Source organism: Pseudocolwellia antarctica (genome assembly GCF_049933045.1).
Taxonomy (GTDB): domain Bacteria; phylum Pseudomonadota; class Gammaproteobacteria; order Enterobacterales; family Alteromonadaceae; genus Pseudocolwellia.
In genome coordinates, this window is the sequence record NZ_CP187926.1 from 528,925 (window position 1) to 553,693 (window position 24,769).

The following is a 24,769-nucleotide window of genomic DNA, read 5'->3' on the forward strand; positions in this document are numbered from 1 at the left end:
AGCATTCTGATTTTAATTAGAGCAATCAGCTTTATTCATTATTGAAAACCTAGTGGTAAATAATTCATGCCACTAGCGACAACTAGCCAAGACTAAAAGGAACTGTTAATAATCGTTCCTTTTTATTTTGTAGGGCAGTTAAAGCTCAACCTTAATATTCTGCATCAATACTCTACGTTAATATTCTCATCAAAACGATAACGATTTAAGCTCACTTACACTGACTTTAACTGGTGTAAAATACCACAATCTTCAACTTGATGATTTTTACATGAAGACGCTAATGAAGATAGCGACTGCTCTAGTAAAGCCAGTTCTCGCTGAGTTTGTTGAATGCGAGCTAACTGATCTGCAATAATGTTATCGACTGAAGAGCAGGATCCTTTTGGGTCTTGTTGTACGTCAATAAGCCGCTTTATATCACTAATGGCAATGTTTAGTTCTCGGCATCGTCTAATAAAAATTAACGTATCAACATTTTCTTTTTCATAATACCTATAGCCATTATCCTCTCTGCGTGCAGGGGTTAACAAACCAATATTTTCATAATAGCGAACCGTCTTTGCAGATACCTGCGATTTACTTGCTAATTCACCTATTTTCACCTTGACCTTCCAGTAGCTCTAACCTTTAAAATGGAGTCTATCATTTATTCAAATATCTTGTAAGAAATGCCTTTTATGTTTAATTTCAAATCTCCAGCAATGTTTATTTTTACCTTTAGTATTATTCCGTTTAGTTATGCCAATGAACTTAACTCTGAGAATGCTAGTGCCGATAAGTCGTCAAATAGTGCTTATCAAACGACAGAAAACACTCAAAAGAAACAGCATCATGATGAACACCAAGCTGATGAGCATCAAGAAGATGGCGACGAACATGAGGATGAACATTCACATGAACACGAAGAAAAAACAGAAAGGATTATTGTTCAAGCAACTCGTTCAGGACGCGTAGCTAATGAACAACCTATTCGTGTAGAGCTAATTAATCGAGAAGAAATTGAAGAAAAAGCCGCTATGCGACCAGGTAATATTTCTATGCTTGTAGCTGAAACTGGCGGAGTGCGTATGCAAACCACATCACCAGCTTTGGGCAGTGCGAATATTCGATTACAAGGTTTGTATGGTCGTTATACACAATTGCTAGCAGACGGTTTACCTCTTTATGGTAACCAAGCGTCTTCTATCGGCCTCATGCAAATACCACCTACAGATTTAGGACGAGTTGAAATCATTAAAGGCTCAGCCTCATCGCTTTACGGAGGTTCAGCATTGGGTGGTGTAATCAACCTTGTATCGAGAACACCCGACGATGAGCTAAACGGTGAGGTGCTACTTAATGCAACCACACGAAATGGACAAGATATTACTTCATATATTGAAAGTCCTCTTACAGAGTCTTTAAAAGGTTCACTAACTGTTGGTGCTCACTACCAAGAAGAGCAAGATATTGATAAAGATGGCTGGATAGATCTCGCTGATTATGAGCGTTATACCGCTCGACCTCGAATTTTTTGGGAAGGTGAAGAGGGTGAAACCCTTTATGCAACGATAGGATTTATGACCGAACAACGTGTTGGTGGCAATACACAAAATGGCACAGTCGCCGATGGAACATTCTTCAAGCAGTCACAAGAATCACAACGTATCGACAGTGGACTTGTGTTTAACATGCCGTTATTAGACAGCTTAACTTTAAACGCAAGAGCATCAAGTATGGTGCAAGATCATACCCATGGTTATGGTGAAATAATTGAAGAAGATCAACACGAAAGCTATCTTCTTGAAACTAGCGTTGCGGGCTATAGCGATAAAAGTGATTGGGTAGCTGGTATTGCTTATCAATCAGAAATTTACGCTTCTGAAACTTTCCCTCAGTTTGATTATTCTTATGAAGTGCCTGGTGTTTTCGCTCAGCTAGATTATGAATTAACTGATGAAGTAACCACTTCATATAGTGCACGTGTTGATGAACACAGTGAATATGGGACACAATTTAGTCCAAGAGTGTCAGTGCTTTATCGTCCGTCAGATTTAACGATCAGAGGTTCTTATGGGCAAGGTTTTTTTGCTACCACTCCTTTTGTAGAAGAAATTGAAGCCGTGGGTTTATCAAGACTTGAAACACTTGAAAACTTACAAGAAGAGCAAGCAGAAACCGCTTCACTTGATTTTACTTATACCTTTGAAAACATTGAAACTAGCCTGACCTTATTTGGTTCTAATGTTGATAACGTGACACGAGTAGAAGCCTTTTCTTCTAACAACGATGCGACTTTTGATCGAATTAAATTAGTCAATACCGAAGGCGAAACTAAGATTCGTGGTTCGGAAGTTTTACTACGTTACCGCTGGCAAGATATAAAACTTACAGCAAGCTACTTGTACTTAGATACAACGGAAGAATCACCAACAGGAAATAGTAGAAGACAGATCGCATTAACACCCAAGCATTCAGCTGGCTTTGTTGCCATGTGGGAACAGCACGGTAATTTCAGAGCGGGTTTTGAAGCGTATTATACAGGCACTCAACGAGTTAATGATAATCCCTACATTAATGAATCTAACCCATATTGGCACTTAGGCTTAATGGGCGAGATGACCTTCGGTAGATTCAGCTGGTTTATTAATTTGGAAAACTTATTAGACGTGCAACAAACCGATGAGCATCCACTGTTACTGCCAGCCAGATCACCAAACGGACAATGGACAACAGATATTTGGTCTCGCAACGACGGATTTATAGCTAACGCTGGCGTTAGAATTAAGTTTGGTGGTTAAGTTTAGCGACCAAGATAAGTTATACCAAACGGATTAATTTATTGCTCACTTAGCGAGAATTTAAAGGCTTAGAGGCACAGGTTCATAGTTCCAGACTGAGCCTAAGCACCTACATCCATGTAGGCGAGGCATTGATTGAAGAGAATGGTTATTCTCGGTAACTGCTCCTGCGTTACCCTAATGTCCTACATCCATGTAGGAACCTTGTCAAAATCAATAACGCGGCATATGAGCCTTTAAATTCTCGCCCTTCGGGAGCTCATTAGCAAACTGATAACATCACAAAATTAAAAAAATATAGAATAACTATGTTTAATCAATTTTGCTTGTTCTAAGCTTGCTAATGTAGTTCTAAGTTGCTCAATAAATTAACCCGTTTGGTATTAATACTTAATGTCAGCTTCTGAACAAAGCTGGCATTAATTTTATAAAAATCATCATAAAACCTACCTAATTGAACCTAAAAGCCGATTAAACACCCTAATATCTGCATTAGTCTGCTATTGCCCTATAAAGCAAAGCTATAACAGCGTAGGATCAAACTAATTCAGATATAACCTAGGTTTGCACATCAGGTGCATCAACATAAAAAATATGCAACTAACTGAAAAACCATCACTGACAAACGCTTTACTTATTTCTATTTGTACGCCTGATTTTAAAGGCGAAGAAGCGGAAGAGTCCCTTAAAGAACTTGCTCGCTTAGTTACGACTCTAGGCTTTAAAGTTGTAGGTACCCAATCGCAAAAGCAAAGTTCGACTAAAAGAGTGAACGTACTCGGTTTAGGGAAACTGTCAGAAATAGCGCATCTCACGGGGAACAAAGGTTTAGTTGAAGAAATAGAAATTGATGAAGAATCACCTGAAGAAATAGCGGATGAAGCTGGATCTTTTGATATTCAATCAGACAACTTACCGTTTGCCTGTGCAGATGTTGTTGTATTTGATTGCGATTTAACTCCATCCCAACTTCGTAATGTAGAGAACCAATTGGGTGTAGAGGTATTTGATCGTACGGGTATTATTATTGAAATATTTAGCCGTCATGCCCGTACCAAAACCGCAAAGTTACAAGTTGAAATTGCTCGTCTTAATTATGTCGCACCGCGCCTTCGTGAGACATCGTCTGGCGATAGAGATCGTCAAATGGGTAAAGGTGCAGGCGAAACGAACCTAGAGCTAAACCGCCGAGCTGTTCGTGATCAACTTGCAGACCTTAAGCGCGAATTAGTTAGCGTTCAACATGAAATGAAAGGCCGACGCACCCAACGTTCAGAGCTTTTTTGTGTCGCGCTAGTTGGTTATACCAATGCAGGTAAATCATCTATGATGCGAGCGATTACAGGTAGTGATGTTGAGGGCGAAAACAAACTGTTTGCGACTCTTGATACTACGGTTCGCGCTTTATATCCTGCTACTCAACCAAGAATACTTGTATCAGATACCGTAGGTTTTATTAAAAAGTTACCGCATGATTTAGTTGCTTCATTCCATTCAACCTTAGCAGAAGCTAAAGATGCTTCATTATTGTTATATGTTGTAGATGCTTCAGATCCTTCTTTTCGTGCACAACTCGATGTGGTGCATGAAGTACTTGGAGAAGTTGGCGTTGAAGATAGCAAAAAATTATTGGTACTGAATAAATCAGATCAACTTGAACCTGAGCAACAAAAAGCCCTGATGGAAGAGTTTCCTGATGCCATGATGACATCAACCCGTAATCCGGCTGATGTGAGTAAATTACATAAATATATCATTTCAATTGCGCAAGATGAGATGATTGAAGATGAGATCATTGTGCCTTATACCGCTAAAGGCATCATAGGTGAAATTCGCTCGAGCATGAGTGTGACTAAAGAAGATTATGAAGCAACTCACATTAAGCTTACCGTTCGCTCAAGCGCGATTGATTTAGCAAGATTGAAAAAGAAGATGTTGAGTTTATAAATAAGCTTGAAAGATCAACAGACCCTAGATATAAACGATTATGCCTAATATGGGTATTTAATCGTTAACCGCCAGAATATAATATATTTTGGCGGTATTCGTTCATTCCTCTCACTAAACCTTATGACTTATCCCTTAGCTATATTATCTAATCCGTTTGGTATTTTTAGCGTATAAATAGACCCTTTATTTTCGAGTTTACTTAAGCGTAAAGTGGTCAGTCACATGATCTAATCGTTAAAGCTTTATGTGTGCCCATGTTATATCCGTATCATCCATCCTAGCTCAGTATTTTAAAGCACTCTTAATATGAGTTTTATTTGAGATATGTTATAATCTACCGATAATATTATTTAAAATTACTAGGCGTATTTCATGTCTGAACACTCAACTTTCGAAATTTGTGTTGAACCTATAGAACTATTTAAATTACTTAAAATCTCCAATCTGGCTGACAGCGCTGGCGAAGCAAAAACCATGATCAGTGAAGGTCAGGTTTTAGTAAATACAAAAGTTACCGTTCAAAAGCGTAAAAAAGTGCGCCGTGGAGATATTATTGAACATAACGGTAAAGTTATTGAACTTGCTTATAATCCTACGCAAAAATCAGCAAAGATTATTAGCACAATAGTTTCAGCCAATGTAAGCGCAAAAAAGAAAAGAATAGCTAAAGGCAAAGCACGTATTATTGCATCAGAAACAGCTGTTGAGTCACCAACTGAAAGAAAGAAGACAAGATCTTAAAACTTTCCCCTTCTAGATAGCCTCGTAAAATGTAGAACATGCCACACACCAAATGTGAAATGTTCTACTAACTAGCTTTAGTTTTCACAACCACAACCATAATCATGTTTCTATGATTATTTAGATGTTCGTTAAGCTGATAATTTTCACGTATTACCTAAATAACCTGAACTCTAGATAAGCAATTATTCCTAATATTGTTATTTAACCGTCTATCTGCGTTGCCTTTATTACTAATAGCCAGCTATTAGTAAACCGTCTTGTTATACGGACTAAATCCCAACATTAGGAGAAAAGTAAATGATATTTTTTAGTGAAATCATATAGTCTTATTTTAAAGTCATATGAATCAATAAATTACAAAATTCATTATCTAGAGTTCAGATTAAATAACCTGAACTCTAGATAAGTAATTATGCCTAATATTGTTATTTAACTAGCGAAGCGTAAATCTCGGGGGCTTGCCCCCGTGCTGGATAGTGTATACTGGGGGGACCCCAGTAAATGCTATTCTTCATATGGAACTTCAAAGAAATACACATCATGTCTTTAGATTAATGTACCACTTTGTGTGGATACCAAAGTATCGACACAAAGTCTTCATTGAACCTTATCGTTCAACAATGAAAGCAATTATTCAAAAAGTAGGATATGACTACGATATTGATATCGTAGAGTTAGAAATTCCGAGTGACCATATTCATATGGTTATTAGAGGGATCCCTAAACAGTCGCCAAGCGATGTTATGCAAATAATTAAAAGTATAACTGCTCGTGAGTTTTTTAGAATTTATCCTGAAATTAAAAAGCAGTATTTCTGGGGCGGTAAATTATGGACACAAAGCTTTTTTGTTGAAACGATTGGTAACGCAACAGAAGAAGTTATCAGGAAATATGTTCAAGAACAGTTAATCGAATTAGATGGTAAAGAAATTAATAGCGATCAACTGAACTTGTTTTGAAACTCGGTCGCTTGCGGCCGAGAATTTTATCCATCTATCTACGTTGCCAGCATGGATGCAGGTACTTAGTTTTTATCGGGAATAATAAAACCGTCTTGTGCATCATAAAAAAAGCCTGTGTTATATAAACACAGGCTTTGTTATTTGATCTAAATTGGTATGAATTCTCTTACATAAAGTAATAAACCTGAGCTCGGGATAAGCCGAGCCTCTCAATAACGCTCTTATTGCGCCTAGCAACGTTGGATCTTCTAACAATAGCTCGCTATTGTGTACGAAAATCCGCCTTGCTATCCACTAAAATTTCGTCATCGAGTAAGCATTGATATAAATCAAAATAGCACTGAATTTATAACTATTTAAATTTTTGGTGTAAATTTAATTTATACGATACTTCTTAACCCGAGTTCAGGTTAATAAAATCCTTACGTTTTAGGAATAAACTTAATTTTATACAACACTGTGAACAACACAGGTACAACAATTAGGGTTAATACTGTGGCAAAGCCTAAACCAAACATTATGGTTACTGCCATTGATTCAAAAAATACATCAAACAATAGCGGTATCATACCTAAAATAGTCGTTATTGCTGCCATAGCAACAGGTCGTACACGGCTTACTGCTGAGTCAAATACTGCGTTGTAAGGTTCTTTACCTTCAGACAGTTCTAAGTTGATTTGGTCAACAAGCACAATTCCGTTTTTAATTAACATTCCTGACAAGCTTAATAAGCCGAGTAGCGCCATAAAGCTAAACGGTGCGCCCATCACTAATAAACCCGTCGATACACCAATTAATGCCAGCGGGACAGTTGCCCAAATAACCAGTGGTGCTTTAATTGAGTTAAACAGTAATACCGTAATAGCAAACATCACTAAGTAACCTAAAGGTAAGCCACCAAATAGTGCGGCTTGAGCATTTTTAGATGATTCATATTCTCCACCCCATTCAAAAGAATAACCTTGAGGTAAAGTTATTGCTTCGATAGGTGCTTTAACTCGGCTGAACAAACTAGCTGCGGTTTCATCGCCTAATACATCGTGATCGCCCATCACTGTGATGGTACGCTTTCTATCACGTCTCATTATTAGTGAATCTTCCCAATCGGTTTCAAAACCATTAATGACTTGGGTAATAGGTACATGTTTACCTGATGAAGCGCTATATACTTGCAGCTCAGGCAGGGTGTCTATGTTTAAGCGTTCTTCATTCGGTGCACGGGCAACAATAGGAAGTAACTTAGTGCCTTCACGGTATAAGCCCACTTGCTGCCCTGAGAAGTTGGTCAGTAAAAGCTCGTCGATATCGTGCTTACTTACTCCAACACGACGTCCCATAGCTTCGTTAAACTGCGGACGAATAACCTTGGTACGTTCGCGCCAATCATGTCGAATATTATAAGCTTTTCCGTCAGCTTTTAGCACTTCAGAGGCTTGCATCGCCAAGTTTCTCAGTACATCAGGATTTGGACCAGAGAATCTAGCTTCAATTTTAGCGTCAGTTGTTGGGCCTATTTCCATCGCCTTAACTTTAAACTGAGCTTGTGGATAGTTGTTACTGACATAAGTGCGAATGTTTGCCATGACTTCTGGCAAGGCTTCTCTGTTTTCAACTCGTATAATAAGTTGTCCAAAAGCAGCATACGACTTTTCTGGCGCGTAAGTTAGCATAAAGCGAGGTGCGCCACGGCCTACCGTAGAGGTTATTTGAGTCACATTATTTTGCTGTAATAAATACGCTTGAATCGACTCAATATCTTTTTGGGTTTCTCTAATGTCTGAGCCTTGAAAGCGCCAGTAATCTAAATAGAACATAGGTGTATTCGATTTAGGGAAGAAAGATTGTTTTACTTGCCCAAAACCAATAACCGATACAATAAATAAAGCTAGCATCATTAGTAATGTGATGGCTCTATGTTTCATTGAAAGGGTTAATATGGCTTTGTAACCTGTAAATATAGCGCCTTTGTATGGGTCGTCATCTGACTGATTTTGTTCAGATGTAGAATCAGTATTGTTATTCTTTTGCACCGTTTCTTTAAACATGATGTTGGCAAAGAAAGGGGTAAGGGTAATAGCGGTTACCCAACTTAATAACAACGAAATAAGCAGAACCCAGAATAGGCTACCAGCAAATTCACCTGTCGCGTCAGACGATAAACCAATTGGTGCAAAAGCTGCAATGGCAATAACTGTAGCGCCTAAAAGCGGTAAGTTGGTTTGCGAAGTAATACTTAACGAAGCTTGGAGCTTGGTTTGGCCTTTTTTCATGCCGATGAGAATACCTTCGGTTACAACAATGGCATTATCCACCAGCATCCCCAGCGCAATAATTAACGCACCTAATGATATTCGTTGTAAATCGATACCGAATAAGTTCATAAAAATGAACGTACCTAATACCGTCAGTAATAATATAATACCGATTAATAAACCTGTTTTTACACCCATAAAGATAAGTAAAACCGCTATAACAATAGCAATAGCTTCTACCAAACTTATCATGAAGTTTTGCATTGAATTATCAACTTCAGCGGGTTGGTTATAAACGTTAGCCACTTCTAATCCAATAGGGCGAAAGCTTTCTAACTCTTTAATACGCTCTTCAATGTGTTGACCTATTTCAACCACATTCACACCTGAAGCAAAAGATACGCCTAGCAGTAAAGCTTGCTTATTATTGTAATTAGTTATGTTGTATGGAACTTCGGCATAGTCACGACTAATGGTGGCCACATCACCTAAATACACTAGCTCAGATGCGCCAGGATTCGAGATGATCAAACCTTCTAATTCTTTTACTGTTTGAAACTCGCCAGTAGGGTGCAAGCGAATATATTCAGTGCCAATTTTAACGCGACCGGAATTAGATACTTGGTTTTGAGTTTGTAATAATTGATATATTCGGCTTGATGAAATACCTAAAGCAGCAAGTTTGTTGCGGGTAATTTCAACCACAATTTGTTCTTGTTGTTCACCAGCAACACTAACTTTACCTACGCCTTTCATTAACACCAGTTCACGGCGTAAATAATCAGAATAATCTTTCAACTCTTCATAGGTATAACCATCACCGCTTATGGCGAGTAACACACCAAATACATCACCAAAGTCATCGATTACGGTGGGTGTGTTTACGCCTGGTGGCAGTTGTGGTTTAAGGTCATTAATTTTTCGTCTTAATTCATCCCAAATCTGTTTTAAATCGTCTTTTCGATAATTGGGTTTCATTTCAACAACGATTTGAGAAAAACCAGCACTTGAAATCGAGGTAACATATTTCACATAAGGCAGCTGCTGAATCGCATTTTCGATAGGGTAGCTAACTTCTTCTTCTACTTGGCTTGGCGAGGCTCCAGGATAGGTGGTTGTTACCATTGCCATTTTTAAGGTAAATTCAGGATCTTCTAAACGTCCTAAACCGTTATAAGCAACAATTCCGCCAAAAAGCAGAATAATGGCAAACATCCAACTGGTTACACTATTGTTTATAGAATACTCTGTAAGTTTCATTTATAAGCCCTTTTCACGATTCCAAGGGCGAACTTCCATGCCTTCAGTTAAAAAGTGACTACCTGCTGAAACTATTTGGTCGCCTGAAGTTATGCCTGAAAGTACTTGAATGCCATGGCTTTTCAATTCACCCACTTCAACTTCTATACGGGTTACTTTATTGGTATTTGGGTCGAGTCTCCAAACAAACTTTTTATGGCTTTCTAAGGTTTTATCTTCTGGGGAGAATACTGAGCTCACAGGAACTAGATACTGTTTTACGCTAAATTTTATAATTTTAGATAGGTCAATTCGAATGTTGGCTGACATACCAGGCAATACATTAAAGCTTTCAGGTGTTGGTAAAGTAAAAACTACTTTGTAAGTAAGAGTAGAAGGGTCTGCTTGCGTATCAAACTCTTTAATTGTTGCTAAAAACTCCTCATCAGGATGAGAGTCAAAAATAACGGTAGGGTTATGAGTCGCATCTCTATCAATACGTGAAAAAATGTTTTCAGGTATTTGAATAGATATATCAACTAAATCGCGTGTTTGTAAATGCACGATAGCTTGCTTGGCTTGAATATGATCAAAGTTTTCGATAAATACTTTTGAAACGTTACCTGTAAATGGTGCACGTAAATTTGTATATTCTAAATCGCTTTTAGCCACTTTTAATGACGAAAGGGCAACCCCTAAGTTAGCTTTTGCTTCGTCGTATCCTGATTGAGAACCTAGCTGGCGATCTAACAATAACTTAGCTTGATTAAACTTTGATTTAGCTAAGTCGTATCTTGCTTGTTTATCATCAATTTGTAGCTCGAAATCTTTAGGATCTAAGCGTGCGATCACATCGCCTTTTTTCACGCTTGTTCCAGGTTTAACTTTAAAGTCGATAACTTGCCCACTCACTCTGAACGCTAATTTAGAATCAGCATTCGCCTCTACTTCTCCAGGGAAGTGTCGAATAGCTTGTGTTGAAGGGTCTTCTACTGTAAAAATTTTTGCTGGGCGTATCAAATCTGCTGACTTTTCAACAGACACTGCATTATCACAACCTGCTAGTAGCGTAATAGCCATTGTTAATAGTATAAAGGGCGATTTATGAACTGTAAAAAACATAGGTACCTCAAGGATTAAGCGAGTATAAAGTTATTCTCAATCTTTAAATTATAGTCGCTGTAAGTAAATAAAAATATTTATATAAATTAATTAACTTGTTAAATTAAATTTATATAGTTTAATCAATTAATGCTAAGGTCAACACAGCGTTAGGCACAGCACTACAGCAATCATTTAGGTAGAGAATATGACATTAGATCAAATTAGAACATTGTGCTGCATTGTTGAATGCGGCACATTAAAAAAAGCCGCAGAAAAGCTCCATAAAACTCAGCCTGCACTATCTATGTCGTTAAAGAAGTTAGAAGATGAATATGGCTTTCAACTACTCACACGTGATAACTATAGATTAACACTTACAGAAGGTGGAAAGTCTTTTTATTACAAAGCTAAAGAATTACTACAATCCGCATCACAATTGAGCTCGTTAGGTGAACATTTAGGTAAAGGTAACGAAGCTAAAATTCGCATAGGTTACGATGTTACTTGTCCAATCTCTCATATATTAAGAGTATTAAAACAATGCCAAGAGCAATTTCCGTTCACTGAAATTGAGTTGATTGGCGCCACACGATTTGGTGCTTTAGAGCTACTCACAAAAGAAGAAATTGATTTAGCGATTAACCCTTGGTGGCCAACCCTTTATGCTTTGGGTGATTTAGAATCGTTACCGATAACTGATTTTAATATTATTTTAGTGGCGACACCTGATTTATTTCCTAACTATAAAAACATCAATATCACTGATTTAAAAAAAGCCGTACACCTTAATATAAAAGAGAGTGACTTAAGTTTTGATACTCACGACCTTATGCTATTAAAAGGTTGCAGACAGTGGCGTACAAAAGACGCTTACACCCTAAAAAATATGCTGGTTGAAGGTTTAGGTTGGGGTTATATTCCCGAATTTTTTATTGCAGACGAACTCAAAACAGGTAAGTTAGTTAGGCTAAAACCAGACGCGTTGGAATACGCTATCAGTGGTGAGATCCGCATCATCAAAAGAAAGCAATATACCTTGGGTCCAGTTTCTAGCACTATTTGGAACGAGTTTTTATAAAGAAGAGTTAATTTACAGGCTAATTTATATAGACGACTGATTACGGTCATTCGTCGTCTATGATTAATGTTCCGTCTAACTCTTCTTCTACTACTATTTCTTCCTCTTCCTCTTCTTCCATCGCAAGTTCAACACGATGCACTTTTGCGCTCCCGTTTAAGCTATGGAAAGGTCGATAAGTGGTAAGCTTTTTATATTTTTGCCATAACATCTCAACGCGTGTTTGTGCTTGAGTTTGAAATTGACACATTTCTACAAATGCTTCCTCCGTTTCATTCTGCGGAGTACTTCTGCCTGATTCTAACGCTGATAACCGTCTTCCTATATCAGTAAGCATCTCTGATTCTGAAATATTGAAGTCGCCAGATTTCCTAAACCCACGTGGAAAATTAACGTCATCGTAAAATAAACCTTCCTGAATAAAACCGTGCATTAAAGTCATAATAACCTTTGTTGACAGTAGACATCTTTTCGCAGATTATGCGACTAACTCATTACCCTGTAAAATAAAAAATAATTATCGTTTCGATAAGAGATATTGAATGGATATCGAATTATTTAAAACCTTTTTAGAAGTTAAAAAGTGTCGTCATTTTGGTAAGGCGGCTGAAAACTTATATCTTACTCAAGCAGCTGTAAGCACTAGAATACGTCAGCTAGAGAGTTATTTTGGCGTGTCTTTATTAGAGCGCACCCGAAATAATATTCAGCTGACATTAGCTGGCGAGAAGTTAGTTCCTCATGCTGAAATGCTTATTAATACGATGCGTGTTGCAAAGCAAGAAGTCTCGTTGTCGTCAGAGCAAATTTCGCAAATTTCTATAGCAGGGACTCCCAATACTTGGGATGTTTACGTACATGATGTCATTTCTAAAATTTATAACAATCAACCACATATCAGCTTAGTGGCTGAAATATTATCTAGAGAGCAATTAACGCGTCAGTTACTTGAGCGAACCTTAGATGTTGCTATTTTATTTGACCCGCCAAAAGTTAAAGAATTAAAAGTACATCCTTTACATATGTTTACCTTAATTCCTGTCACTACATTTAAAGGTAAAGTTGAAACTCCAGCCGATGTTAAACGTTATATGATGATTGATTGGGGCACGAGTTTTATTCATTGGCATGCTAAAGAACTTAAAGGTATTTCAATTCCAGCAATGCGAACAAGTACTGCACGGATAGCGTTAGACTTAATGCTTGAATGTGGAGGCAGTGCTTATTTACCCGATATGTTAATCAAACCTTTTGTTGAAAAAGGGCTGTTGCATGTTATGGAAAATTTACCCGTATTTGAACGAGAGATATTTAGTGCTATTCATCACGACAATGAAAATGAAGAACGAATTTTAGAGATTAAAAAACTCTTTAAAAAATATGGAGCTAAGAACACATAAGGTAATAGCTAATATTTAGCTAAAGTGTAAATACCTCTATTTTTAATTTTATTAACGATCAGTTGTTTAGTGTATTCATAGCAGTTGATAAAGCATTTAAGCATGAATAATTTTCTTATTGTAATGAGCAGATATGTTTTGTTTATAAAGATTCTTTACTTTTGCACGTTTAGTGCACATTCATACGTTATTATGACCTTATATCCATTTGAATAAGAAGTGCTTTGGGTATTACAAACACTTTTAATTCGCAGACCGACATTGCAAGGTTCAGCTCAGAGATTAACTATGAAGATCCAACAAAAATTCTTTCTAATACAGTGTTGCTTTAGCTTAGTATTGCTAACAACTTTGGTGTTACTTATACAATGGAGTATTCGTAATGGCATGGTTGATTATGTAAATAGTAAAGAAGTTGAAAGCTTATCGCCTGTTATAACCGAGCTTTCAAAAGAATATAAAAGATCAGGGAATTGGTCGGATTTTGAAGACAATCAAGGGCGATTTATTCGTCTGCTGCAAACACAATTAACGAGCGACAGCTTTGTTCCTCGACATTCAGAGCCAAATCGTAACAAGCCACCGCGTGGTCTACGCAGACCTCCACCATCCGATCACTTCGGTTCAGAATTTGGACCAAAAGATGATTTTCCATCTAATTCGCGACCGCCTATTGGTGTACCTGAAGTTTATTATGCGCTGTTTGATGTGAAGCAAAACTACCTTGTTGGAAAATATGTAGAAGATTTAACTTACAGTAAAGTACCTATATTAGTAAACAAAGAGATTGTTGGCTATTTTGCTGTTTCAAAGCGTAATAGATTAACTGAAGGTTACGAGCTAGATTATATTGAAAAACAACAAGAATACTTGTGGGTTATTGCACTTGTGATGATGCTATTTGTTGTGCTTATTACTTTGCCTTTAGCTCGGCATGTGGTTGAACCGATTAAATTAATTGCCAATGGCATGCATCGATTAACTCAAGGTGATTATAAACAAAGTATTGATTCTCGCCGTAACGATGAGTTTGGTGAGTTAAGTCGTGATTATAATGAACTTGCGTTAACGTTGGCTGAAAACGAGAGTGCACGAAAACGCTGGTTAGCTAATATTTCTCACGAACTACGTACGCCCGTCGCTATTTTAAGCTTAGAACTTGAAGCTATGCTTGATGGTATTAGACCCATGACAAAAGAAAATATAACTTCTGCTAGCGACGAGTTAAAGCATTTAGCCAAGTTGATAGACGATTTACATCAACTTACCGTCGCTGATGTAGATGGAATGCAATACAGCAAGCAGAATGAAAATTTGACCTTGCTATTAATTAGCGAACAAAATAAATATCAAAGCTATTTGGCTGATGCAGGCATAACGTTAGTGTTAGATTTGATAAGCGATCCTATTAATATTTATAGCGATAAAACACGCTTGTTACAGCTTTTTGAAAATATACTGAATAACAGTATTAAGTATTCTGAAGCTTCTACTGTAAAAATTAGTTCGCGTTTGTTAAAGCACGAAGATAAAGCATTAGTCGAATTAACTTTTGAAGATGACGGTGTGGGTGTTGATGACGAGCATTTAGATCATTTGTTTGAATATCTTTACCGAACAGACGAATCGAGAAATCGAAAAACAGGTGGCGCAGGCTTAGGTTTGTCTATCTGTAATAATATTGTGATAGCGCATCAAGGTGAGATTGTCGCAGTGAGATCAAACTTAGGTGGCTTAGCGATTAAAATTAAACTACCTTTAGCTTAAATGCTTACTTGTTGTAATTCATCATAATTGTAAGTAAAACACGTAAAAATAAATAACAAACTCATATTAAAAATAAGAGAAAGTAAATGCCCCATTCAATATTAATCGTAGAAGATGAAGTTAAACTTGCGACCTTATTAGTTGATTATTTTAAAGCGTCTGATTATGCACCTCATCAAATTAATCACGGTGATGAAGTTATTTCATGGGTTAAAGAGCATCAACCAAAAGCTATTTTATTAGATATTATGCTACCGGGTAAAAATGGTATTGAGCTTTGTAAAGAAATTCGCCAATTTTCCAATGTACCTATTTTGATGATAACCGCCAAAGTAGATGAAATTGATAGGGTGCTTGGGCTAGAGCTAGGTGCTGATGACTATATTTGTAAACCTTTCAGCGCGCGAGAAGTTGTTGCCAGAGTAGGGGCGGTACTAAGACGTACACAAACAGTAACTAATGTAAGCCATGCACTTGTTCTTGATGAACATAGAATTATGGTGAGTTTTCAGCAGCAAAATACGGTTTTAACGTCGGTTGAATTTCAATTATTGAAAATGCTTGCAGATAAACCTGATCGTATTTTCTCTCGAGATCAACTGATGCAGAACATGTATAACGACAGCCGAATTGTTAATCACCGAACAATTGATAGCCATATTAAAAAATTACGTAAAAAACTTGCCGAAATTAGTGACGATAAAGACTGGATTGAATCTGTTTACGGCGTGGGATACCGGCTGGTTAAATAATGACTTTTAAAGTTGATTAAAGTTACCTAAAAATAAGTGTTGGGTAACTTTAATTATATATTTTATTTCCCTACCTAAATTTCAATCCAATTATTCACTTATCCAATTTTAGGTACAACACCTAATAACTGCATGAGTTGAGCCGTTATAATTATTGTCCCACAAGTAACAACAATAATTAATGCCGGCTTACCACCTATTACTTTATAGCCCTTTTGATTTTGTAAGTTATTTTTACGCTGTTTCCAAACCATCGAAACGGGAAGAAATAAGGCTAAAATAACTAAAGCAATAGCAGCAAATCCTAGCGCCAATATAAAACCCTTAGGGTAAAAGATAGCAAAACAAAGAGGAGGTACAAAGGTGATTAACGCGGTAACAAATCTATCTTTTTTAGAAAAACCACGTTTGAGGGAGTCTCTAAGAAAATCAAATAAGCCCAAACTAACGCCAAGAAATGAGGTGGCTAAAGCTAAGTCTGCAAAGGTATTTATAAAGCGACTAAAGTTGGGGCTATTTAACTTAATTGAAATAATATGAATAAATTGACTTAAGCCACCAACGTCTTTCAATGTTTCTTGGTTAACAACTCCTTGGCTTAATGTTTGCCACAAAAGATAAATACATAACGGCAAAGCAGCGCCAATAATCATAACTTTACGTAAAGATTGAATATCAATCCCAACATATCTAACAACTGATGGTATGGAACCATGAAAGCCAAACGCCGTAAAAATAATAGGGATGGCCGAAATAATTAACCCTTGCTCTAATGGCATAGCAAGTAAATTTCCAGATTGAATACTTGGTGTTAGTAGATAAAAAACAGCTATAAGAACAGTTATTTTTACGGTAAATAAAACACGATTAACCTTATCTACAGCTTCTGTTCCAAGTGCTACTATCCCGCCAATAATAACAGCAAATATAATTGCACCTACTTGAGGTGCTACTTGAATGTCTATTAGGTTTACTATTTTGCTTTGTAACTGAGATCCACCTCCTGCAATATAGGCAGAACATAAAGAATAGAATAAAAAGAGTACTGCAAAGTTAGCAACATATTGACCTTTTTTACCTAAAAGGGACTTTGCTAACGTATTCAATGTGGCTTCTGCATTTGCATATTGATGTACTTCTAACATTAATAAAGCCGTGTATGTCATTAAAAACCATACAGCTAAAAGAATGACTAAAGTAGTAGAAAAACCAATCCCTGCAGATGCTATTGGCAGTGCTAACATGCCTGCACCTATTGACGTACCTGCTATTATTAGCATACTGCCTAATGTTTTATTTTTATTCATGGCAAATCCTATTATACTGGTATAATTAATTAGTAACAAATGATACTAAGTGCATACTAGTATCATTTGTTACCAAGGTCAATAATAGGTATGATAGAAAAGTACAGGATTATGAGGTGATTATTTAAACTTATGAATATAAAAAATAAAGATGACAATGCAGCGTTAAATTTAAATACTTTTTTTCCATATCAATTTTCGGTATTAGCTCAACAAGTTACAGGGTTTATTGCACAAATATATAAAAGGTTTGGGCTTACTAAAATGGAGTGGCGTGTTTTAGCGACTATTGGTTATCATCACGAAATATCAGCACGAGATATATGCAAATTTACGCATTTAGATAAAATGCAGGTGAGTCGAGCCATTAATAAACTGATTAAATCTGAATTTTTAATTCAGCAAACAAGCGCTGAAGATAGAAGACAAAACTTACTGAACTTAACCGAAAAAGGTGATGAACTGTATCAAAAAATCATCCCATTAGTTAAAGAACAAGAGAAAGAATTACTTAAAGGTTTAACAGCTAAAGAACGTGAGCAACTAAAAGTGTTAACCGTAAAACTAAGTAGCCAGTTAGCGGAAGCTGAAAACTAATAATCTGCTATTTATAATAAAGTCGCCCTTAAAAGTAAGCGCTAATAACTAAAAAACGCTACTAATAATAGTAGCGTTTTTTGATTGATAAACAGTATAAAGTTAAAGGTATTACCTTATTCTTATATTGTTGAATCTATTTGCTTTTCTGGCTTAGCCTTATCAAAAGCACTTAATGTATTACACGCCTCATAAATACTTAATATTTTAGGAAACTTATCCATAGGTACATTAAAGCGTAAAGCGTTATATACCATAGGTATCAGGTAAATATCAGCTAATGTAATCATGTTCCCAAAGCAGTATGGGCTTGCTAATAGTTGAGGCTCTAAGGCTTTAAATCCCTCAATAATCCAATGATGATACCATTGCATCTTGTCATCATCTTCAACTTCAAGTTCATTCACCAGATACTTTAAAACACGTAAATTATCCAGAGGGTGAATATCGCATGCAATAATATTACACCAATTTCTTATGATAGCAGCATCGAAGTGGTCGCTTGGCAATAGCGGAATACTTCTATATTTTGCTTCAAGGTATTCTATAATTGCCGTTGATTGATTAATTATTCTGCCATCGTTAAAGGCTAAGCTAGGCACCAACCCTTGAGGATTTATCTTCATATGATTTGATTGGAGGTGATCACCCGTTAATAAATTAACGGGTGTTAACGTGTGTTTTATCTCTTTAATATTAAGCGCTATGCGCACTCGATATGCTGCTGATGAACGAAAATAAGTATAAAGTTCCATGGTTTAAACCTAAATTTGACTAAACTGCCGAAAGTACAGTACCTAATACTTCACCAAAACCAATTCGAGCAGCGCCTTCTTTTTCACAATAGCCACGCATTACAACGGTATCACCGTCTTCTAAGAAAGTGCGTTTTTCTCCGTTAGTTAATGTAAATGCTTCTTTACCACCACGAGATAACTCTAACATTGAACCCGCTTGTTCGTGATCAGGGCCTGATTGTGTTCCCGATCCTAAAAGATCTCCTGCTTGCATTGCGCAACCATTTACACTGTGATGCGTCACTAATTGAGCAATAGTCCAATAAGAGTATTTGAAGTTAGAATCGCTAATTTTAACGGCTTCTTCATTAGCACTTTTCATTTGCTGGGTTTGAATTAAACATTCAAGCTTAATGTCTAAACCACCCAATTCATTGTTTTTATCACTACTTAAATACGGTAAAGGTTGAGGGTCAGCTTCTGGTCGAGAAAAATTAATTCTGTATGGTGCTAGTGCCTCTGTAGTAACAATCCAAGGTGAGATAGTTGAAGCAAAGTTTTTAGCCAAAAAAGGGCCTAATGGTTGGTATTCCCATGCTTGAATATCTCTTGCAGACCAATCATTAAATAAACACATTCCAAAGATATGATCTTCAGCATTTTCAATGTCTATTCGTTCGCCTAGCCCAGTGCTTTCGCCAATAAAAATTCCCATTTCTACTTCATAATCTAAGCGTTTACAGGGTGCTAAAACAGGTGTTTCGGCATCTGGCGCTTTAAGTTGTCCGTATGGACGTGGAAATTCTTGGCCTGATACGTCAATAGTAGAAGATCTACCGTGGTATCCGATCGGCACCCATTTATAGTTAGGAAGTAAAGGGTTGTCTGGTCGAAATAAAGAACCAACAGCCGTAGCATGGTGTATAGATGTGTAAAAATCTGTGTAATCACCAATTTGACAAGGCATGCCATAGGTAACTTCACTTTGTAAAACTAAACAATCTTTAAGTTTTTCTTCTGTTGATGAACCACTTCGTAACGCTTTTGATAAGGCTAAACGTAATGCAGAATTAGCTTCTTTGCCTAATGCCATTAGTGTATTTAAGGTAGGTTTTGCAGCGGCTTCTGCTGCTTGTTGGGTAACACCTGTAAATATGTTTAGCTGTGCAACTGCTGCCATATCTAATACATAGTCGCCTATTGCAACAGCACCTCTGTTTGCTTCTTCAGAATATGTTTTGCGAAATGTTGCAAAAGGTAAATTTTGAATAGGGAAATCGCTGTTATTATTCGCCGATGTTACCCAGCTACTTAAAGTAATGTCGTGTGTTTCATTTATTAACGTCATGATATATATCCATAATTAATATGTATTATTTATGTGCTTATTTATGTAGCCAATCAGCATGGCTAGGAGCTACTTTTGTTTCTGCCCACTCGTCGATCATGAGTTGAGCCACATTATGTAATTTTTTATATTGTTCAGGCGTACCTGTATTTGCAGCAAGCTCTAAACGGTGTCCATTAGGATCAAAGAAGTAAATAGATTTGAAAATTGTATGATCCGTAGGACCTAATACATCAACACCTTTACTTTCAAGCTCAGCTTTAGCCTCAAGCAAGTCTTCAACACTATTCACTCTTAATGCAAGGTGTTGAACCCACTCAGGGGTATTTTCATCTCGCCCCATATCGGGAGAGTTTGGTATTTCAAAAAAGGCTAAAACATTCTCATTACCTGCATTTAAAAATATGTGCATGTAAGGATCCGGTTCTTTAGTAGAAGGGACCTCGTTTTCTGCAATGGATAGTACAAGATCCATATTCAGTTTATCTTTGTACCATTGTGCTGTTTCTTTTGCGTCTATACATCGATATGCAACATGATGAATTCTATCTACTTTTATCATCGCAATAACTTCCTAGTGTTTAACAAAGGTTAAGGTAATGGTGTATAAGGGGGTAAATAATGGGGATAAATAATCCCCTTATAATATATGCCTATTAATCGTTACCGATAACACCACGTTCAAGCTGTTCACGTTCTATAGATTCAAATAATGCTTTAAAGTTACCTTCACCAAAGCCATCATCTTCTTTACGTTGAATAAATTCAAAAAAGACAGGGCCTAACGTTGTTTCTGAGAATATTTGTAATAATAATCGAGGTGTTCCACCTTCAGTGGTACCGTCTAATAAAATACCACGGGGTTGAAGTTGATCTACCGGCTCACCATGACCAGGTAAACGCTCTTCTAGCATAGCGTAATAAGTTGCTGGAGGAGCTTTCATAAACTTAACGCCAGATTTTTTCAAGCGATCCCAACAGCTAATCAAGTCATCACAAGAAAAAGCAATATGCTGAATACCTTCACCATTGTATTGCATTAAAAACTCTTCAATTTGACCGCCACCGGCACTTGATTCTTCATTTAATGGAATACGAATTTTTCCATCTGGTGCAGACATCGCTTTTGATAATAAACCTGTATATTCACCTTTAATATCGAAGTAACGAACTTCACGGAAGTTGAAAAGTTCTTCATAATATTTAGCCCAATGCTCCATTCTGCCACGATACACATTATGTGTAAGGTGGTCTAATGTATGAAAACCACAACCTTCAGGATGTTTATCTACGCCTTCAATCCAATTAAAGTCGATGTCATATATTGTTTGACCTTCAGCATAACGATCAATTAAATATAGTGTTGCGCCACCTATACCTTTAATTGCTGGTAAACGTAACTCCATTGGAGCTGTAGGAATATCTATTGCTTGAGCACCTTTTTTTAATGCTTCAGTATAGGCAAACTGGGCATCTTTAACACGAAAAGCAAGCCCACATGCCGAAGGACCATGTTCTCTAGCATAATGATAAGCATGACTATTTTTTTCGTAATTAGTAATTAAACTAATGTCGCCTTGTCTCCATAACGCTACATCTTTAGATTTATGTGTAGCAACCATGGTAAAACCCATTGCTGTAAAAGCTGGCTCTAAAATACCTTTTTCAGGTGCAGTAAACTCTACAAATTCAAAGCCATCTAGTCCCATAGGATTTTCGAATAAATCAGAACATTTTTTCTCTCCGGAAATTAATTATTAACGCAATTAGTAACAATGGTTACTATATTTTTACTATGTTAGTATCATTAGTTACTAATGTCAAAGTTAATCAAAATTTTATTAATTGATACTTTAATTCATATGAATGTTTTATTTTTATGATCGTAAAAATGAAACTACAATACAGTAAAAATCAAGATGAAAATCGTCTTATAATAGCTAACTGTTAATTAAAACTTATGAGTATTACAGGTTGAAGTATGAACAATTTTTTCTTTACATTAACAAAAAAAAATACTAGTGTAAGTTGAGTTTTGTAACATATGTTACTAAATAATGGGTGAATTAAATATAAATAACAACAAGAATAACGAGTTAACGTTATAATTTAAATGAAAATACTGAGGGGAGAACACATGCTAAAAAAACATCAATTTTGTAAAATAACGCTAGCAATAGGCTTAGCTTTAGGAACATCAGTTTTTTCTGTACAAGCTGAAGAAAACAACTCAACAGATACTCATGCAAATCAAGATGTTGAAAAAATAAGTATACTTGGCTCTCGTGTATCAAGCCGTACGGCTACTGACTCAGCGGTACCTGTAGATATTATAACTGCAGAGTCACTCACCAAAGGGGGCTTTACTGAGTTAGGCCAAAGCCTTCAAGCAACTGCACCATCATTTAACTTTAGCCGAACGCAAGTATCGGATGGTGCTGATTTATTTCGACCTGCTACTTTACGTGGTTTACAGCCAGATCAAACCTTAGTGCTAGTCAACGGTAAACGTAGGCACACACAATCTATTTTTGGTATTAGTACAACTGTTGGAGGTGGGGCCGCCGGTACAGATATGAATGCTATACCATTAACGGCATTGCAAGATGTACAAGTATTACGTGACGGAGCTGCAGCACAATATGGCTCAGACGCCATAGCAGGTGTTATTAATTTATCATTAAAAAATACAACCGATAAAGTGACAGGCTTTTTACAGGCGGGTAGTACAGGTGAGGGTGATGGTGACTTTGTTGCTTTTGGCATAAATGGTGGTATTGATTTAGGTGATGAGGGTGGTTTCCTAAACCTAACATTAGAATTACGAGATGCAGATGGTACTAACCGAGCTCAACGTGACACAGGTGGTTCGTCGGCTCTAGACGATGGTTCGTTATCTGAAGACATTCGTTGGAGTCAGGGTAACGCAGAGTCAGAGTTTACTACGTTATTTTATAACATGATGATCCCTGTTGGAGAAGCCGAGTTATATTCATTTGGTGGGATCTCAAACCGTACAGCATTAGGTAATGGTTTTTATCGTGACTATGATAAAGCAGAGAGAAATGTTCAACAGGTATATGCTGATGGTTTCCTACCTCGAATCGATAATGAAGCTCAAGATATCTCAACTTCTCTAGGAATACGTGGAGATTTTAATGACGATTGGTCATACGACCTATCAGCCGTATATGGTGAGAATACTTATGACTTTGATTCGGAAAATACAATTAATGCCTCATATGCCGCTGAATATTTAAGTAATAACCCTAGCGCTTCAGACAGCGAAATTGCGGCAAATGCTGGACCTACTGGTGGCTATTCAGGTGGTTTTAGATTTGACCAGCTAACATTTAATGCTGATATTTCTGGTGCACTTGACGTTGGCCTTCCTGATACTTTATATGTTGCATTTGGTGCAGAATATAGAAAAGAAAACTATGAGATTGTAGCTGGTGAGTTAGCTTCTTATGCTTGTGGTGCTTCTGATAGTGGGAGTTCATTCCCGTCAGTTATTGACTCAAGTGTTTTTGCTGAGTGTGGCTTTCAAGCTTATAACGGTTTACAGCCTGAAGCTGCTGGTACAACTAGTCGTGATAGTTATGCGCTCTACCTTGATTTAGAAAACCAAATTACCGAAGACTGGTTAGTGGGTGTTGCATTTAGGTATGAAGATTACTCTGATGCGGGTAACGATCTTGTTGGTAAGTTATCATCTCGTTTCAATGTGACTGATAACTTCTCTATACGTGGTGCAATTTCATCAGGCTTTAGAGCACCGTCATTACAGCAAAGCGGTTATACAGCATTTACTACGAATGTCGGAGCTGGAGGAGTATTGGTACAATCCTTTACAGCGTCTGTTGGGTCTGAATTTCCAACTGCTTTAGGTGTTGATGGGTTAACACTTGAAACGTCAGATAACCTAAGCCTTGGTTTTGTTTTTGATGTAACAGAAGAAATCACAATCACACTTGATGCTTACCATATTGAAATGAAAGACCGTATTACGCTAGGTAATGGCTTGGAAGCTAGTGATCTTACTTTTAATGCAGAAGCAAGTGCAGCTCTTGCTGCGACTGGAGCTGTAAGTGCTAATTACTTCTCTAATGCAGTCGATATGACAACAAAAGGTGTCGACTTAATTGTTACCTACAACACAGAAATCGCTGAAGGTGATTTTGGAATAACTTTTGCGGCTAACTTTAATGATACCGAAATTGATAAGATCAATACACCTAATGATGCTATACCTGAAAGCGTAGCATTAAGTTCTTTATCAGAAAGTCTCTTACTTGATGGGCAGCCACATGAACGTGGTACGCTAACATTTAATTACTCGAAAGATAACTGGAAAGCTACACTTAAAGGTAACTACTTTTCTGAAACCGAAGTTGCTATTTTTGGTAATGACCATATTGGTTTACCGGATTCCTTATCGCCTACAGGGGAGTTTCAAGACACAAGTGTTGTTGAATCTGCAGTGTTAGTTGATTTGAATTTTGATTATCAATTAAGTTCTACATTTAGTTTATCAGTAGGTATTAATAATATTTTTGATGTAACACCTGATGAACTAACAGCTGATGAACCGCTTGAGTTTATTAGTAATGGAGCATTCCAATACCCTTTACGTGCAGTTCCTTATGGGTTTGATGGTATGAGTTATTATGCTCGTGTAGGGTTTTCATTTTAATCGTTAAATCCTTAGTGTAGAGATAGTAACTATTTTTATCTCTACACTCCTTC

At 36.9% G+C, this 24,769-nt stretch carries 19 protein-coding genes; 10 read left to right on the plus strand and 9 right to left on the minus strand.

Annotated elements, in window-relative coordinates:
* Positions 1 to 215 precede the first annotated feature (215 nt).
* On the minus strand, positions 216 to 605 hold the full coding sequence (locus ACPUVN_RS02320) for a MerR family transcriptional regulator (RefSeq protein WP_426358211.1): 390 nt from the start codon (positions 603 to 605) through the stop codon (positions 216 to 218).
* 66 nt (positions 606 to 671) lie between these two features.
* On the opposite strand from ACPUVN_RS02320, the gene ACPUVN_RS02325 reads away from it, so the two are divergent.
* The 4 genes from ACPUVN_RS02325 (at position 672) to tnpA (ending at position 6,436) form a co-directional block, all read left to right on the plus strand.
* On the plus strand, positions 672 to 2,783 hold the full coding sequence (locus ACPUVN_RS02325) for a TonB-dependent receptor plug domain-containing protein (protein ID WP_426369892.1): 2,112 nt from the start codon (positions 672 to 674) through the stop codon (positions 2,781 to 2,783).
* A 594-nt stretch (positions 2,784 to 3,377) separates the two neighbouring features.
* Entirely contained in the window at positions 3,378 to 4,730 is a 1,353-nt protein-coding gene (gene hflX / locus ACPUVN_RS02330; protein WP_426358209.1) for a GTPase HflX, read from the plus strand.
* A gap of 375 nt (positions 4,731 to 5,105) precedes the next feature.
* Entirely contained in the window at positions 5,106 to 5,474 is a 369-nt protein-coding gene (locus ACPUVN_RS02335) for an RNA-binding S4 domain-containing protein (protein ID WP_426358208.1), read from the plus strand.
* A gap of 518 nt (positions 5,475 to 5,992) precedes the next feature.
* Positions 5,993 to 6,436, plus strand: a complete 444-nt coding sequence (gene tnpA, locus ACPUVN_RS02340) for an IS200/IS605 family transposase (RefSeq protein WP_426357338.1) — start codon at positions 5,993 to 5,995, stop codon at positions 6,434 to 6,436.
* A 425-nt stretch (positions 6,437 to 6,861) separates the two neighbouring features.
* Here the strand turns inward: tnpA and ACPUVN_RS02345 are convergent, their stop codons facing one another.
* Both ACPUVN_RS02345 and ACPUVN_RS02350 read right to left on the minus strand, forming a co-directional pair.
* Positions 6,862 to 9,951, minus strand: a complete 3,090-nt coding sequence (locus tag ACPUVN_RS02345) for an efflux RND transporter permease subunit (RefSeq protein ID WP_426369893.1) — start codon at positions 9,949 to 9,951, stop codon at positions 6,862 to 6,864.
* The gene (locus ACPUVN_RS02350; protein ID WP_426358206.1) at positions 9,952 to 11,052 is read right to left on the minus strand and encodes an efflux RND transporter periplasmic adaptor subunit; all 1,101 of its coding nucleotides are present in this window, start codon (positions 11,050 to 11,052) and stop codon (positions 9,952 to 9,954) included.
* 187 nt (positions 11,053 to 11,239) lie between these two features.
* On the opposite strand from ACPUVN_RS02350, the gene ACPUVN_RS02355 reads away from it, so the two are divergent.
* A complete protein-coding gene (locus ACPUVN_RS02355) occupies positions 11,240 to 12,112 on the plus strand; it encodes a LysR family transcriptional regulator (RefSeq protein WP_426358205.1) in 873 nt (290 codons plus the stop codon).
* 46 nt (positions 12,113 to 12,158) lie between these two features.
* On the opposite strand, the gene maoP is transcribed toward ACPUVN_RS02355, so the two are convergent.
* Positions 12,159 to 12,554, minus strand: coding sequence for a DUF413 domain-containing protein (gene maoP, locus ACPUVN_RS02360; RefSeq protein WP_426369894.1), 396 nt, complete (start codon positions 12,552 to 12,554; stop codon positions 12,159 to 12,161).
* Between the two features lie 100 nt (positions 12,555 to 12,654).
* Here maoP and ACPUVN_RS02365 point away from each other — a divergent pair, with 100 nt between their 5' ends.
* The 3 genes from ACPUVN_RS02365 to ACPUVN_RS02375 all read left to right on the plus strand — a co-directional run bounded on the left by ACPUVN_RS02365 (position 12,655) and on the right by ACPUVN_RS02375 (position 16,031).
* Positions 12,655 to 13,512, plus strand: coding sequence for a LysR family transcriptional regulator (locus tag ACPUVN_RS02365; RefSeq protein WP_426369895.1), 858 nt, complete (start codon positions 12,655 to 12,657; stop codon positions 13,510 to 13,512).
* 288 nt (positions 13,513 to 13,800) lie between these two features.
* A complete protein-coding gene (locus tag ACPUVN_RS02370) occupies positions 13,801 to 15,279 on the plus strand; it encodes an ATP-binding protein (RefSeq protein ID WP_426369896.1) in 1,479 nt (492 codons plus the stop codon).
* Positions 15,280 to 15,365: 86 nt separating this feature from the next.
* Entirely contained in the window at positions 15,366 to 16,031 is a 666-nt protein-coding gene (locus ACPUVN_RS02375; RefSeq protein WP_426369897.1) for a response regulator, read from the plus strand.
* 98 nt (positions 16,032 to 16,129) lie between these two features.
* Here ACPUVN_RS02375 and ACPUVN_RS02380 read toward each other — a convergent pair whose 3' ends face one another.
* Entirely contained in the window at positions 16,130 to 17,338 is a 1,209-nt protein-coding gene (locus tag ACPUVN_RS02380) for an aromatic amino acid transport family protein (protein ID WP_426358200.1), read from the minus strand.
* 132 nt (positions 17,339 to 17,470) lie between these two features.
* Here ACPUVN_RS02380 and ACPUVN_RS02385 point away from each other — a divergent pair, with 132 nt between their 5' ends.
* Positions 17,471 to 17,935 carry a MarR family winged helix-turn-helix transcriptional regulator gene (locus ACPUVN_RS02385; RefSeq protein WP_426358199.1) on the plus strand — a complete coding sequence of 155 codons (465 nt, stop codon included), beginning with the start codon at positions 17,471 to 17,473 and terminating at the stop codon, positions 17,933 to 17,935.
* A gap of 122 nt (positions 17,936 to 18,057) precedes the next feature.
* Here the strand turns inward: ACPUVN_RS02385 and maiA are convergent, their stop codons facing one another.
* From maiA to hppD, 4 genes are all read right to left on the minus strand, one after another.
* Positions 18,058 to 18,690, minus strand: a complete 633-nt coding sequence (gene maiA / locus ACPUVN_RS02390) for a maleylacetoacetate isomerase (RefSeq protein ID WP_426358198.1) — start codon at positions 18,688 to 18,690, stop codon at positions 18,058 to 18,060.
* 19 nt (positions 18,691 to 18,709) lie between these two features.
* Positions 18,710 to 20,020 (minus strand): fumarylacetoacetase, encoded by a 1,311-nt coding sequence (gene fahA, locus ACPUVN_RS02395; RefSeq protein WP_426369898.1) that lies wholly within the window; start codon positions 20,018 to 20,020, stop codon positions 18,710 to 18,712.
* 37 nt (positions 20,021 to 20,057) lie between these two features.
* A complete protein-coding gene (locus ACPUVN_RS02400) occupies positions 20,058 to 20,582 on the minus strand; it encodes a VOC family protein (protein WP_426358196.1) in 525 nt (174 codons plus the stop codon).
* 94 nt (positions 20,583 to 20,676) lie between these two features.
* Positions 20,677 to 21,729 carry a 4-hydroxyphenylpyruvate dioxygenase gene (gene hppD, locus ACPUVN_RS02405; RefSeq protein WP_426369899.1) on the minus strand — a complete coding sequence of 351 codons (1,053 nt, stop codon included), beginning with the start codon at positions 21,727 to 21,729 and terminating at the stop codon, positions 20,677 to 20,679.
* Between the two features lie 428 nt (positions 21,730 to 22,157).
* Here hppD and ACPUVN_RS02410 point away from each other — a divergent pair, with 428 nt between their 5' ends.
* Complete coding sequence (locus ACPUVN_RS02410) at positions 22,158 to 24,716, plus strand: TonB-dependent receptor plug domain-containing protein (RefSeq protein WP_426358194.1); 2,559 nt, start codon at positions 22,158 to 22,160, stop codon at positions 24,714 to 24,716.
* Positions 24,717 to 24,769: the final 53 nt, after the last annotated feature.

Excerpts from the sequence above, each read along its gene's own strand:
- ACPUVN_RS02325 (WP_426369892.1), top strand. The coding sequence starts at position 672 with ATGCCTTTTATGTTTAATTTCAAATCTCCAGCAATGTTTATTTTTACC.
- hflX (WP_426358209.1), top strand. The coding sequence starts at position 3,378 with ATGCAACTAACTGAAAAACCATCACTGACAAACGCTTTACTTATTTCT.
- ACPUVN_RS02335 (WP_426358208.1), top strand. The coding sequence starts at position 5,106 with ATGTCTGAACACTCAACTTTCGAAATTTGTGTTGAACCTATAGAACTA.
- tnpA (WP_426357338.1), top strand. The coding sequence starts at position 5,993 with ATGGAACTTCAAAGAAATACACATCATGTCTTTAGATTAATGTACCAC.
- ACPUVN_RS02345 (WP_426369893.1), bottom strand. The coding sequence starts at position 9,951 with ATGAAACTTACAGAGTATTCTATAAACAATAGTGTAACCAGTTGGATG.
- ACPUVN_RS02350 (WP_426358206.1), bottom strand. The coding sequence starts at position 11,052 with ATGTTTTTTACAGTTCATAAATCGCCCTTTATACTATTAACAATGGCT.
- ACPUVN_RS02355 (WP_426358205.1), top strand. The coding sequence starts at position 11,240 with ATGACATTAGATCAAATTAGAACATTGTGCTGCATTGTTGAATGCGGC.
- maoP (WP_426369894.1), bottom strand. The coding sequence starts at position 12,554 with ATGACTTTAATGCACGGTTTTATTCAGGAAGGTTTATTTTACGATGAC.
- ACPUVN_RS02365 (WP_426369895.1), top strand. The coding sequence starts at position 12,655 with ATGGATATCGAATTATTTAAAACCTTTTTAGAAGTTAAAAAGTGTCGT.
- ACPUVN_RS02370 (WP_426369896.1), top strand. The coding sequence starts at position 13,801 with ATGAAGATCCAACAAAAATTCTTTCTAATACAGTGTTGCTTTAGCTTA.
- ACPUVN_RS02375 (WP_426369897.1), top strand. The coding sequence starts at position 15,366 with ATGCCCCATTCAATATTAATCGTAGAAGATGAAGTTAAACTTGCGACC.
- ACPUVN_RS02380 (WP_426358200.1), bottom strand. The coding sequence starts at position 17,338 with ATGAATAAAAATAAAACATTAGGCAGTATGCTAATAATAGCAGGTACG.
- ACPUVN_RS02385 (WP_426358199.1), top strand. The coding sequence starts at position 17,471 with ATGAATATAAAAAATAAAGATGACAATGCAGCGTTAAATTTAAATACT.
- maiA (WP_426358198.1), bottom strand. The coding sequence starts at position 18,690 with ATGGAACTTTATACTTATTTTCGTTCATCAGCAGCATATCGAGTGCGC.
- fahA (WP_426369898.1), bottom strand. The coding sequence starts at position 20,020 with ATGACGTTAATAAATGAAACACACGACATTACTTTAAGTAGCTGGGTA.
- ACPUVN_RS02400 (WP_426358196.1), bottom strand. The coding sequence starts at position 20,582 with ATGATAAAAGTAGATAGAATTCATCATGTTGCATATCGATGTATAGAC.
- hppD (WP_426369899.1), bottom strand. The coding sequence starts at position 21,729 with ATGGGACTAGATGGCTTTGAATTTGTAGAGTTTACTGCACCTGAAAAA.
- ACPUVN_RS02410 (WP_426358194.1), top strand. The coding sequence starts at position 22,158 with ATGCTAAAAAAACATCAATTTTGTAAAATAACGCTAGCAATAGGCTTA.